The sequence below is a fragment of the Bacillus sp. FJAT-29790 genome, assembly GCF_019039215.1.
Lineage (GTDB): Bacteria > Bacillota > Bacilli > Bacillales > Cytobacillaceae > Cytobacillus.
The window spans coordinates 1521915-1534703 of record NZ_JAHNZZ010000001.1 but is presented as its reverse complement, the minus strand read 5'-3'; the positions used below and the strand labels follow the sequence as shown (position 1 = coordinate 1534703).

The window sequence follows — 12789 nt, the reverse complement described above, 5'->3', positions numbered from 1 at the left end:
CCTGCGGGGTCTCCCGCTTCCCTCTATTCCCGCAGGAGTCAAGTGCCCTCCGCTCCAATCAATTCAGATTATAAAAGCAACAAACTTTAAGAAAACAGCCTAAATATAACTCTCAAATCATAAGTTGGCTTTTTTATGTCTTGAGGGCTACCTGAGTCCTCTATCAAGTCAGAAAATCAATCAGAGCTTTCTCGAATTAGCGGTGGGTTTAGAAAATGCAAGATTACAATAATATCATCTTCGCATTCAATTTATAGTATCATTTAACCTGAGAATGAAGGAGAGTGAGAAGATGAGAATCATCAAATTTTTAGTTTTATCTGTAATATTGCTTGGTGTGATTGGTTTTGGCGTTTATCACTTTGGTACTAAGATTGCTTCCGATAAGTTAGTGGAGACTATTTCCTCAGAATTAGAAAAAAGTGGAGAGTTGGACGAAATAAAGAAAACGATTGAAAGCGATCCTGAACTAAAATCATTTATAGAAGAGGCTGAAACAGCAGACAGTAGCAAGTTACCGTTTACTACTAAAGAAGAGGCAACAAAAGTATTAATTCAAAAAGTCGGGATTACTGAATTTAATGATATTAGGGTACAAGTACAGAATGGGTCTATTTCTAAAGAAAAGGTTCTTCAAGAAATGCAGGGTAAATTAACAGAAGAAGAAATAATGGCATTAAAAGTAATTGCTTACAAAGAGTTATATAAATAGATGTGTGAGGGCTGATAATTCAGTCCTCTTTTTATTGGCAAACAGCCAAAGCAAATAAAAATTGTATCGGTACAAGCATTCGTTAAAAATTCTCATAGAATAAAACAGGAGGTGACAAAAAATGAGCTATATCGAAAGTATTGCTCCACTGGCAATTAAGTATATGAAGCAAGAGGGGATTTTAGCGTCCCTCACGATCGCACAAGCCATTTTGGAAAGTGATTCAGGGGAATCGGAGTTAGCAGTAAAAGCGAATAATCTGTTTGGAATTAAAGCGAACCCAACATGGAAAGGAGGTATTTACAAGAAGAAAACGAAAGAATTCGAGAATAGTAAATGGATTGAAAAAGAAGCAAATTTCTGCAATTTTGAGAGTTTGGAAGAGTGCTTTCACTATCGGACCAGCATGTTCCTTAAAACTGACAGGTACAAACCCTTATGGGGCGTCACTGATTATAAAGTTGCTTGCCGTATTATTTGGCAAACAGGATACGCGACAGACCCAAACTATCCGCAGAAATTAATTGCTGTAATTGAGAAGTATCAGCTTTATGAATATGACAAGGAGAGATTGAAAGTGGTAAAACTATTTATTGATCCCGGACATGGCGGTACAGATTCAGGTGCGGTTGGCAATGGGCTGCAAGAAAAAAATTTAACATTGCAAATATGTAAGCGAATTCGTGATATGCTCACGGATTTTGAAAATGCCCAAGTGAAATTAAGCAGAGAGACAGATGAGACTGTATCACTGAATCAGCGTACAGAGATGGCTAATACTTGGGGAGCTGATTTCTTCTTATCAGTTCACATTAATGCTACTCCTGGCGGTTTTGGCTATGAAGATCATATTTACCCAGGTTCTGGAGGTGTAACTGTGGCCAACCAGAACATCATCCATGAAGAGGTAGTGAAACAAGTTGATTTCCATGATCGTGGGGAAAAACAAAGTAATTTCCATGTTTTACGCGAATCAAAAATGCCTGCATTATTAACAGAAAACGGTTTTATTGACAATGCAGGTGACGCAGCAAAATTAAAAAAAGCTGATTTCATAGACAGGATTGCTCGTGGCCATGTTAACGGTTTAGAGAAAGCGTTCGGGTTAAAAAAGAAAACAGTTGCGGGAGAAGAAGGAGGGAAGAAAGTGGATCCAAAAACACCGGAGCAGATAGCAAATGAGCAGGAAATGATCGATGCTATCGACTTTCTGAAACAGAAAAATGTAATCACCAATGATAGGCGAAACGAACCTTTAACACGTGGTCAATTGTTTTTGATTATGTATCGTTTTTATAAAAATGTCATAAAGCCAATGGAGTATAAGTAATCTCATTTCGGTAATAAAAATCAGTATGATTTTATCCCAAAAAGCCCTTCTTTGAGAGGGGCTTTTAAATTCAAAAAGTTTTAAGGATGATGATTTTCTTTTTAAGTCAATGAGCCTGGTAAACAATTAATAGAAATGACGTTTGGCAATAGCAGACCGACATTAATACAAAAAATTAAACAAGAATTATCTCAGATTAGCGGAGAGGTAAGGAAGTAAAGCGTACACTGAGTAGGCTTTTTTATTTTGTCTTGAGGGTCGATATTAGAAATAAACTCTTGTTTGGTAACTTGATTTATTACTAATGTTTGTATAATATTGGTAGTATTTGAAATGATAGAAATATAATATCTAAACAAGGGTGATGGACTTGCAATATGGGAAATAGATTCCTTTTCTCCTTCTATCAGTAATTATAATAGGGTGTAGCAATGTAGAAACTGGGAAACAGTACTACACCGATACAGATACAATAGCTTATGAGGGTGAAATGATTGATGGAATGGCTCATGGAAGGGGCATCGCTTATGATCGAGAAGGGATTCCGATTTATGAGGGTAATTTTAAAAATGATGAATTAGACATAAATGGTTATGGGAAAGAATTTTGGGATAATGGTAATGTAATGTTTGAAGGTTACTTCGAAAATGGAGAGCGATTAGAAGGAAATGTCTTTGAAAAAAATGGGATATTTTCGAAGTATTTAGCCTACCCACCGATTTCGATTATCGGATCGTGGGTTGCGCAAGACGTTCTAAATAATAGCAGTGAAGTATATGGACTTACATTTAAAGAAGATGGTAGTTTTCAAGCGACTGATGACAAAAAATTCAAAGGTGATTATGAATTTGAGGATTATAACAAAGAAACTAGTGAAGCTACTTTAACTCTAAGTGTTAAAGGTCAATCTGCTTTAACAGGTGGTAACATAAGCTTTAATAATAAAAACCAGTTCTTACTCTCCACGGAGCAAGGAGAAATGCTTTTGTTTATTAGAGAAGGCACAGGTGGAGAAAAGGATTATTAGGTTCAGTTTAAGAGAGCCAACAGTTTTGTTGGCTCTTTAATTTCATAACAGAATCATGATGTGCAGCACGTTCTTTTTTATGCTTAAATAGGGAAGTTTACTATATGTTTACAATCGATTAGCAAAGAATTAATAAAATTATGTTAACTTTAAATTGTAATAATGCAATATATTCTTAAATAGGATGTGTTGATATGGCAATTAAAGTTGGCATAAATTTTTTACTTGTAATGGCACATTTCTACGTTTTTTAAGTTGTAATAAATATGAGCACAATAACACCCAATGAGATATATTTTTTATGCAGGAATTTCCCTCCATTTGTCGAATGTTGATGTTGGGAGGAGGGGATAAACCTTGGATAAAGCAATGCCGGTTTTAGAAAAGGAAAAGGTGATGAGAGATATTGCTAAATATCTCATGAAGAATCCGAAAACAGACACAAACGCAATGCGTTATGTTATTTATAATGAATTAAGAGAAGAAGGCATAATAGGCAGAGTAACCGACAGAAAATATGGTGGTACTTCAGCCTATGATAAGATAGTCTCGGACGAAGATGCCCTCTTGATTAATGAGTGCATATACGATTTGCTTTATTCCAGAGTCATTACTCCTGGTGTAAATGCGCACGAATTATCCTTGCCTTTTATACATGTTTCTGATGTCGAAAAATTAAAAGAATATCTATAAGCATCTCACGCGAGGTGCTTTTTTAACGCTCGTGTGAGCGTTCTTTTTTATGTTTTATTTTGGAACATATTACAAAGTAAATTTATAATTTTATAAGAGGAGGAAATTTATGGAGTTTAATTGTAAATAAAATTATAAAAATGTATATAATTTTAAGGAGATAGGGGAGTTTAATGGGAGGAGCATAATGAATGGATTCTTTTAAATTAGCGGTTGGCCTTCAAATTTTACTATTTTTATATTTTGAAATAACCACCCTTATTAATCTTTATCCGTGGAATGATTTATCGAAATATTCTAATCGAGAAAAAATCATTGAAGCTACTGCCAATGGTATTGTAATCATTCTGAGTTGGGCATTGTTTATTACGAAGATAAAATGGCTAATGTTGATTTCTGTGCTCTTTTGGTTTGTCTTTTTGCTTATGCAGCTTTTAACTTGGTGGATGCCTTATTTAACAGGTAAGCATTTAAAGCAATTTCCAAGGACGCTATATGAAACGCATTTTAAAAACACAATTAAAATATTACCTCCAATAAAGGACCATATCATCCCAGACGCTCAACATAATGTATTACAAATAATATCGTTACTGATTATTATTGCATGTGCAATTGCCCTGCTTTCTTGATGTTTAGTTTTTGTTTATAAGAAATTACTGTTGTCAACATAATTAATGTTGGCTTTTTTATTTGGAGGGAAATGGATGAAATTAATCTATCTATATTCGATATTAGTAATCTGTTAAGTAAGAGAAATGGTGTGGCGTCACTTGCAAGTAGTGCAGCTGGCATAACCTTGAGCAATATTTACGGTGGTGATCTTCATGTTTGGTTCGCCTTGGCACTAGTCTTGGCAATTAGTTTTGACTGGTTTGGGATAGCTGCCTCTAAAAAAGAGTTGGGATACGTTCTGATCCAAGTCTCTCCATTGATATTAAATGTCTTAAAACAGGCTGGAAATGCAGTGTGAGAATGTTGTTAGTATCCACGGTCGTAAGTTCGGGGCTTTGTCAAAGGAGTTGACGAATTGTTGACGGACTTGGTCAATAACCATCATTTTTCATCAAACTGGATCAGATTCAAAATTAAGAAAGCTTGACACAACCGGCATATGTCCTTGATAATAAGATCACAATCGAATAAATATTCCTTCGGGGCAGGGTGAAATTCCCAACCGGCGGTGATGAGGGATTGGCCCTCTTAGTCCGTGACCCGATTTCAATTCGTTGAAAGCGGTGGATTTGGTGAAACTCCAAAGCCGACAGTTAAAGTCTGGATGGGAGAAGGAATGATTCAAGATTGCGTAAAAAAAGTTCATGATTTACGCTTATTTTGTTATGCGTTTTTGCCCCGTACATAATTGTGCGGGGCTTTATTTTTAAACTGGAGAATTTCTAGATGAAAGGAGCCATCGAACGAAAAAAATGCAGGATTACGATTATATGAAATTGGCACTAACAATGGCCCAAGCGACAAGTGGGCAGGCAAGCCCGAATCCGAAAGTTGGCGCTGTTGTTGTCAAGAATGGCGAGGTGCTTGGGATGGGAGCACACCTTAAAGCTGGAACTCCTCATGCGGAAGTACACGCCATTAACGCAGCCGGCGAACAAGCAAAGGGAGCCGACATTTATGTTACCCTTGAGCCTTGCAGCCATTACGGCAAAACTCCGCCCTGTGCTGATCTGATCATCAGGTCAGGGATCAAAAGGGTCGTTGTTGCCGCACTTGATCCGAATCCGCTCGTTGCTGGGAATGGAATTGCTAAGCTTAAAAAGGCTGGGATCGAAGTCGAAATCGGCGTAGGTGAGGCAGATGCCAATGCAATGAATGAATCATTTTATCATTTTATTCAAACGAAAACCCCTTACGTAACGATTAAGGCGGCTGCTTCTTTAGATGGAAAAACAGCAGCAAAAACGGGTGACAGCAAATGGATTACCTCTCCAGAATCCAGATTAGATGTTCACCAATTAAGGCATGAACATGACGCAATCCTTACAGGCGTGAATACAATCATTCATGATAACCCACACTTAACCACCAGACTGCCCCGAGGTGGAAAAAATCCCATTCGAATTGTGTTAGATACACATTTACGGATCCCACTTGAATCCAACGTGATCCAAGATCGAGCCGTACAAACGATTATTTTTACAGGAAGTGAAGTAGACACACGAAAATCAGAATCCATTCAACAATTCGGTGTTGAAGTATTTTCCTTCCCGCAGCAATCCGTACTTATTCCAGATGTTTTAAAAGAGCTTGGAAAAAGAAACATGATATCTGTATTGGTAGAAGGGGGTTCGGAAATCCATTCCTCCTTTATTGAAAATGAAGCTTTCCAGCAAATCGTTTTATATATTGCACCGAAAATCATTGGCGGGAAAAACGCTATTCCTTTAATAGGTGGGCAAGGCATAGAACTTGTCGGGAATGCGAAAAAGCTTAAATTTGAATCAGTAGAGCCGATTGGCTGTGATTTAAAAATCATTGCCAAGCCCCGAAAGGAGGACAAATTCGTATGTTCACCGGAATAATAGAAGAGCTTGGTGCCGTTAAAAGGGCTGTTCAGCATGGCAACACAATCAAATTGTCGATAAAAGCCTCAAAGATCTTAAAAGATATTCAGCTAGGCGACAGCATTTCAGTCAATGGCGTCTGTTTAACGGTAACGGATTTTCATAGCGATGAATTTTCGGCCGATGTGATGCCGGAAACGTTTAAAAGTACATCACTTTCATCAGTAAAGGAACAAACAAAGGTAAATCTTGAAAGGGCAATGGCTGCGAACGGCCGGTTCGGCGGGCATTTTGTAACTGGGCATGTGGATGGAACTGGACAAATCATCAAAAAGACGGCAAGTGAAAATGCGATTTATATTGAAATTTCTGTGCCGGCTTCATTAAGTCATCTCTTGCTGATGAAAGGCTCAATCGCGATCGATGGAACATCATTAACGATCTTCGGTGTGACGGATCATTCTGTTACGGTCTCGGTTATTCCGCATACAGCAAAGGAAACGGTACTAGGATTAAAATCTATTGGCGATCAAGTCAATATTGAGTTTGATATGCTCGCTAAATATTTGTACTCCTTTATGAATAAAGAGCAAAAAGAAGTTTCGCAGAACAACGGAATTTCTGAAAATTTCCTGAAAGAACACGGGTTTTAGCCATTTTAATCCGACAGTAGTCCATATGGAAAATGAATCAATTTATGCAGAATTAGACGGTGCGGGCAAAGCTAGAATAATAGAGATTATTTTATTATATGAGCTTGGTCAAATTAGCGGCGATCCGCCATTTTCCACAATAATGCAGCAAGAGGAGGGTAACATATGATGTTCAGTGAAATAAAAGCAGCGATCGAGGATTTAAAGGCAGGTAAAGTCATCATTGTTTGTGATGATGAAGATCGGGAAAATGAAGGGGATTTTCTGTCCGTCGCCGAATTCGTGACACCGGAAACGATTAATTTTATGGCGAAAGAGGGTAGAGGTTTAATTTGTACGCCGATATCAGAAGCATTAGCTGAAAAGCTAGAACTGATCCCGATGGTGGAAACGAACACAGATAGCCATGGCACAGCATTTACTGTGTCAATCGATCATAAAGAAACGTCGACTGGAATTAGTGCCTATGAGCGTGCCTTTACAATCGAAAAAATGCTGGATGAGAATGCGAAACCGTCGGAATTTTCTCGCCCTGGTCATATCTTCCCATTAATCGCTAAGGAAGGCGGTGTATTAAGAAGGGCAGGCCATACCGAAGCAGCGGTCGATCTTGCACGCCTTGCGGGAGCGAAGCCTGCTGGGATTATTTGTGAAATCATGAAGGATGACGGCACAATGGCAAGAGTGGATGACCTCAAAAAGGTTGCGAAAAACTTTGACTTGAAAATGATTACAATCCAGCAATTAATCGAATACCGTCTAAAAAATGATTCACTCGTAAAGAGAGAAGCAGAAATCCAGCTTCCTACCGAATTTGGCTTATTTAAGGCTGTTGGTTATACGAATGCTCTTGACGGAAAAGAACATATTGCCCTCGTAAAAGGTGAAATATCAGAGGATGAGCCTGTTTTACTGAGAGTCCATTCTGAATGTTTAACAGGCGATGTTTTCGGCTCCAACCGTTGTGACTGTGGTCCACAGCTAGAAGCCGCCCTTGCTCAAATTGAAAAAGAGGGCAAAGGGATTCTTCTTTATATGAGGCAGGAAGGCAGAGGGATTGGACTTATAAATAAATTAAAGGCATACAAGCTTCAGGAAGAAGGGTATGACACGGTCGAAGCCAATCATAAACTAGGCTTCGGGGATGATTTGCGTGATTACGGAGTGGGCGCCCAAATTTTACGAAACTTAGGTGTGAAAAAAATGCGGCTGTTGACGAATAATCCGCGAAAGATCGCTGGATTAGGCGGGTATGGGCTCGAAGTAACAGAGCGTGTGCCATTACAAATGCCTGCCAAAGATGAAAACGTAGCATACTTACAAACGAAAAAAGCAAAGCTAGGCCATTTACTAAAATAAGGTTGTTTTGTAAAGTTTGTTGTTTTATTAGTGCAATTTTAATTTAACTATTTGAGTTGATTGGAGCGGAGGGCACTTGACTCCGGCGGGAAATAGAGGGAAGCGGGAGACCCCGCAGGCGGTAACGCCGAGGAGGCTCCCGTCTCTCCCCGCGGAAAGCAAGTGCCCACAGCGGAAATCAACGGGCAAACTTTGATGGTTTAAATCCACAATATTTGCGAAAAAAACCAAAAAATAACAGGAGTGAAGAAAAATGAAAAAAGTGATTGAAGGTCATTTAGTCGGAACAGGATTGAAAATTGGGATTGTTGTTTCCCGTTTTAATGAATTTATTACTGGAAAACTATTAAGTGGAGCAGAAGATGCGCTGAAAAGACATGGCGTAAAGGATGAAGATGTGACAGTTGTTTGGGTGCCGGGTGCGTTTGAAATTCCATTAACTGCCCAAAAACTCGCACAATTGGGCGGGTTTGATGCCATTCTTACGCTTGGAACAGTTATTCGCGGGTCCACTCCTCATTTTGACTATGTGTGCAACGAAGTAGCAAAAGGGGTTTCTGCAACAGGGATGCAAAGCGGAATTCCAGTTATTTTCGGTGTCCTGACTACGGATACGATTGAGCAGGCAATTGAACGCGCTGGAACGAAAGCCGGAAACAAAGGCTGGGATACAGCTGTTGGAGCAATTGAAATGGCTAATCTCTATCGCCAATTATCTAAATAAATTTTTTAATGAATGTCGTTATTTTTCTTGTGTTTACCGGCAGTGTGTTCCCCACCTCAGACTTAACGAAATAGAGGAAGTCTAGGTGGCGGATACATGCCCATAATACTAAAAACCGGGATTTCTTTGTGAAATCTGCTTTTTTAATATCTTATGATCCAAAAAACTTTGGTGATTTTTATGCCAAAGTTTTTCTATATTTGTTTAACCCTACGTCCTTTACTTCAAAAAATCTTTGACAACTATACTTTGAGAGCGCTTCCAAAGATAAGGTTTATAAGTATTTTATTAGAAAATAAAAACAAATCTCTAATTTCTACAAATTCCGACAAAACTCAACGTGATCTTTGTTTATAATGAAAAGGATGTATATAATTGTATGTAAATTTTCGGAGGTAAAGGGATGGAAGTTTTTGTTGCCAGGCAGCCGATTTTTAATGCTAACGAAGAAGTTTTTGCCTATGAGCTCCTTTATCGGAGCAGTGAAGAGGTAAATGCGTTTCCTAATCTGAACGGGGATCAGGCGACTGCGGATGTTATCATAAATAGCTTTTTAAATATCGGAATTGATCGACTGTCAAATGGGAAACCTTGCTTTATCAATTTTACGGGAAATTTGCTTGAGCTTAGACTGCCAACTTATTTCAGGCCACGCGAAATCGTTGTAGAAATCCTCGAATCGGTTGAGCCAAGCCAAGAGTTGATTTCGATATGCAAAGAGTTAAAGTCATTAGGGTACCAAATCGCTCTTGATGACTTTGTCTTTAATGATCAAAATCCTTTTTCTTATGAGCTATTAAAGTATGCAGATATTGTGAAAGTTGATTTTTTGGTCACTCCATTGGAGATGAGAGAAAGAATAGAAACCATTGTCAAAACGTTGAATTTAAAAATGGTTGCTGAAAAAGTAGAAACAAGGGAAGTTTTCGAAGATGCTAAAAGAAGAGGCTATGACTATTTTCAAGGCTACTTCTTTTCAAAGCCGGTTATTTTATCAACCTATGATGTGCCGACCTATTTCCATTCTTATTATGAAATGATTCAAAATCTTTCGATGACGGAACCGAGTATCGACCGAATTACTGAGTTAATCGAAAGAGATATCTCTCTATCTTATAAGTTATTAAAATTAATCAATTCTCCTGGATTTAGGCCGAAACAGAAAATCCATTCCATTAGACAAGCAATCATCCTTCTCGGACTAATTGAACTCCAGAAATGGATATATGTATTGGCAGTCAGGGAATCAACGATAGAGAAAAAGTCTATAACGGAGGAAACAATCAGAATCTCCTTAACTAGAGCAAAAGTATGCGAAGAAATTGGAAGAATGATTGTTAAAAGAGCCCCATCTTCCAGCTATTTTATGACTGGAATGCTTTCGATGATCGACTCGATTTTAAGTATTCCGATGGACGAAATCTTAAAGGACCTACCGCTTCAGGAGGAAATCTGTGAGGCTTTAGCGGGTAAAGAGAATTCGCTAAAAGATATCCTTGATCTTGCAATCGCTGTTGAAAAGGCACAATGGAGTATCATTAGTGAAAAATGCAATGATTTAAATATCGATGAAAAGGATTTATTTAAAATGTATGCGGAATCGTTAAATTGGTCGAATGATCTTGTTTTAGCAGAAGAGATGAATAAGTAAGAAATAACCTGCCCGATAGAAAGATGGCAGGTTATTTCGTTTGGTTTTTCGTTTTCAAAAAATCCAATACTGGAGTGAATTTTTGTTTTTCTTTTACCTCGAAAAATGTCTGAAATGGATCGCCAATACTTTTAATCCGTTTGAAAAGACTGGGGATTTGAAATAAATCCATCGTTAATTTTTCATTTACTTCTTCCCAGTATAAAGGCGCCGCAACCGTAGCCTCTTTCGTTCCTCTTGCTGAATAGGGCGCAATGATCGTTTTTCCTTCTGCATGTTGAATGTAATCGACATATAGGCGCGTACCCCTGTTTTTTTTCATTCGTTCGATTGTAAAAGAATCAGGGTCCCTTGAAACAAGATACTCAGCAATAAAGGACGTAAACAGTCTTGTATCCTCATAAGAATATGTGTTTTCCGGTAACGGGATATAAATTTGCAGCCCTTTATTTCCGGATGTTTTAATGAAGCTTACTAATTCCAAATGGTCGAGCACCTCTTTAATGAGCAATGCAGCCTTAATCGCAAGCGGGAGGGCATCCCTTGAAGGCGGATCAAGATCAAAGACAATTTCACTTGGACCATCGCTGTTCATTGTTTGAAATGGGATATGGTATTCAAATGCGAGCTGGTTACCAAGCCAAAGCAATGTTTTTAATTCATTGCAAACAATATAATTAATTCCCTCTGCCATTTTTGTTTTCACGAAATCTGGAGCGTATTCCGGGCAATTTTTCTGGTAAAAAGGCTCGCCGAAAATGCCATGAGGATAGCGGATAACGGTTAACAACCGATCCTTGAGAAATGGAAGCATATAAGGGGAAATTTCCCTTAGATAATAGATGAATTCCATTTTTTGAACAGACGGCACTTTCCATAAAGGTTTATCAGGATGGGTAATTTCAATATCAGGCGGAAGGTTTTTTTGCTGCTGAATGAATTGATCCATTGTGCAGGATTCCGGCTTTAAGTCGAACCTGAATTGGTGAAAGTGTGGCTCTCGCATTTGCTCCTCGTATATTTCTAAATATTTCAATTCGACACAAATCGCTGGTTCCACATAAATAAATTGGCGATCCTCATCAGTTTTATTGTCCTTCATCGTTTGAAAAAGGGCTTTTTTTTCATCGGGCTTTAAACCGAAAATAAATTGCCCGATGGAATAGATTTTCTCGTCTTCATAAACCCCGGCATAAAAGTAGCCATTTGATTTCTCATATGCCGTGATGAAACAGGAAACATATTTCCAATTTTTATACTTCAGCCACAAAGAGGTTCTTTTTCCCTCCTCCCATTTGTTTTTTTCCTGCTTTGCGACAATGCCTTCCCCGTCATAAAGAACAACCTTTTCCCAAATGGATTGAAAGTCATTGAAGTAAGGTAGAAATTGAACAAGCTGGTTGTTCTTTTCGTCCGGTTGGAGAGGGAGCCCACATTGCTTGAAAAAAGCGGATAATTCCAATTTCCTTGAAAGATAGTCATTGGTAACTAAATTCCTTCCTTTCAGGATAAGTGCGTCAAATAACAGAAGGTGGCATGGAGACGATGCTGCTTTTTCAGCAATCCGCCTTTCAGATCGCATTCTGCCTCTGACTTGAATCCTGCCAAAGTGCGCCTTATAGGCATTTTCCAAAAAGACTAATTCCCCATCTAATGAAAAGGGAAGGAAGGGTTCAAATATATGTTTATTTGCTTCGAGGAAAGCTCTTATTTCCGGAAATAAATCTAATAATGGCTTGCCATTTCTGCTTTCTAACGCAATTTCCTTACCCCAATGCAAAATGGCTCTAAACCCATCATACTTGACCTCATAGAGCCAGTCTTCACCTTCAGGAATTTTGAAAGTAAGGCTCGGCAGCATTGGTTTCATGGTCAAACATCCTTTCCAAAACGATTCGAAAATGGCTTGTTTTTATATCCACTATAGATTTTCCCTATTCAATTCAAACTACTCATTTACCAAAAGTTTAATGAATGTAACTTCATGATTAACGCAAATTATAAATAAAACGAAGGCTGTTTTCGTAAACTTTGTTGCTTTTTAAGTGTGACTTTATTCAATTATCTGAGTTGATTGGAGCGGAGGACACTTGACTCCAGCGGTGAATAGAGGGAACG

At 38.3% G+C, this 12789-nt stretch carries 12 protein-coding genes, 1 pseudogene and 1 riboswitch; of the genes and pseudogenes, 12 read left to right on the top strand and 1 reads right to left on the bottom strand.

The genetic code is table 11. The features are described from left to right. The first annotated feature begins 292 nt into the window (after window positions 1–292). From BGM26_RS07145 to BGM26_RS07095, 12 genes and pseudogenes are all read left to right on the top strand, one after another. A complete protein-coding gene (locus BGM26_RS07145; protein WP_217039058.1) occupies window positions 293–712 on the top strand; it encodes a hypothetical protein in 420 nt (139 codons plus the stop codon). Window positions 713–833: 121 nt separating this feature from the next. Next, window positions 834–1250, top strand: a pseudogene (locus BGM26_RS21435) (glycoside hydrolase family 73 protein); the annotation flags it as partial. A 39-nt stretch (window positions 1251–1289) separates the two neighbouring features. Beyond that, entirely contained in the window at window positions 1290–2042 is a 753-nt protein-coding gene (locus tag BGM26_RS21430; RefSeq protein WP_367949326.1) for an N-acetylmuramoyl-L-alanine amidase family protein, read from the top strand. A gap of 490 nt (window positions 2043–2532) precedes the next feature. Next, complete coding sequence (locus tag BGM26_RS07135) at window positions 2533–3069, top strand: toxin-antitoxin system YwqK family antitoxin (RefSeq protein ID WP_217039054.1); 537 nt, start codon at window positions 2533–2535, stop codon at window positions 3067–3069. 357 nt (window positions 3070–3426) lie between these two features. Then, a complete protein-coding gene (locus BGM26_RS07130; protein WP_217039052.1) occupies window positions 3427–3762 on the top strand; it encodes a hypothetical protein in 336 nt (111 codons plus the stop codon). 191 nt (window positions 3763–3953) lie between these two features. Continuing rightward, window positions 3954–4394, top strand: coding sequence for a hypothetical protein (locus BGM26_RS07125; protein WP_217039050.1), 441 nt, complete (start codon window positions 3954–3956; stop codon window positions 4392–4394). A 71-nt stretch (window positions 4395–4465) separates the two neighbouring features. Beyond that, entirely contained in the window at window positions 4466–4735 is a 270-nt protein-coding gene (locus BGM26_RS07120; RefSeq protein WP_217039048.1) for a hypothetical protein, read from the top strand. A 173-nt stretch (window positions 4736–4908) separates the two neighbouring features. Then, window positions 4909–5057: riboswitch (FMN riboswitch) on the top strand. Between the two features lie 132 nt (window positions 5058–5189). Continuing rightward, entirely contained in the window at window positions 5190–6302 is a 1113-nt protein-coding gene (ribD, locus tag BGM26_RS07115; RefSeq protein WP_217039046.1) for a bifunctional diaminohydroxyphosphoribosylaminopyrimidine deaminase/5-amino-6-(5-phosphoribosylamino)uracil reductase RibD, read from the top strand. Then, window positions 6287–6937, top strand: coding sequence for a riboflavin synthase (gene ribE / locus BGM26_RS07110; protein ID WP_217039044.1), 651 nt, complete (start codon window positions 6287–6289; stop codon window positions 6935–6937). The genes ribD and ribE overlap by 16 nt, the downstream gene beginning before the upstream one ends. A gap of 168 nt (window positions 6938–7105) precedes the next feature. Continuing rightward, window positions 7106–8296, top strand: coding sequence for a bifunctional 3,4-dihydroxy-2-butanone-4-phosphate synthase/GTP cyclohydrolase II (locus tag BGM26_RS07105; protein WP_217040689.1), 1191 nt, complete (start codon window positions 7106–7108; stop codon window positions 8294–8296). 253 nt (window positions 8297–8549) lie between these two features. Then, window positions 8550–9020, top strand: a complete 471-nt coding sequence (ribH, locus tag BGM26_RS07100; protein ID WP_217039042.1) for a 6,7-dimethyl-8-ribityllumazine synthase — start codon at window positions 8550–8552, stop codon at window positions 9018–9020. 403 nt (window positions 9021–9423) lie between these two features. Beyond that, window positions 9424–10671: an EAL and HDOD domain-containing protein gene (locus BGM26_RS07095; RefSeq protein ID WP_217039040.1), complete on the top strand. Its 1248-nt coding sequence runs from the start codon at window positions 9424–9426 to the stop codon at window positions 10669–10671. 31 nt (window positions 10672–10702) lie between these two features. On the opposite strand, the gene BGM26_RS07090 is transcribed toward BGM26_RS07095, so the two are convergent. Beyond that, a complete protein-coding gene (locus BGM26_RS07090) occupies window positions 10703–12541 on the bottom strand; it encodes a DNA ligase D (RefSeq protein WP_217039038.1) in 1839 nt (612 codons plus the stop codon). Between the last annotated feature and the right edge of the window lie 248 nt (window positions 12542–12789).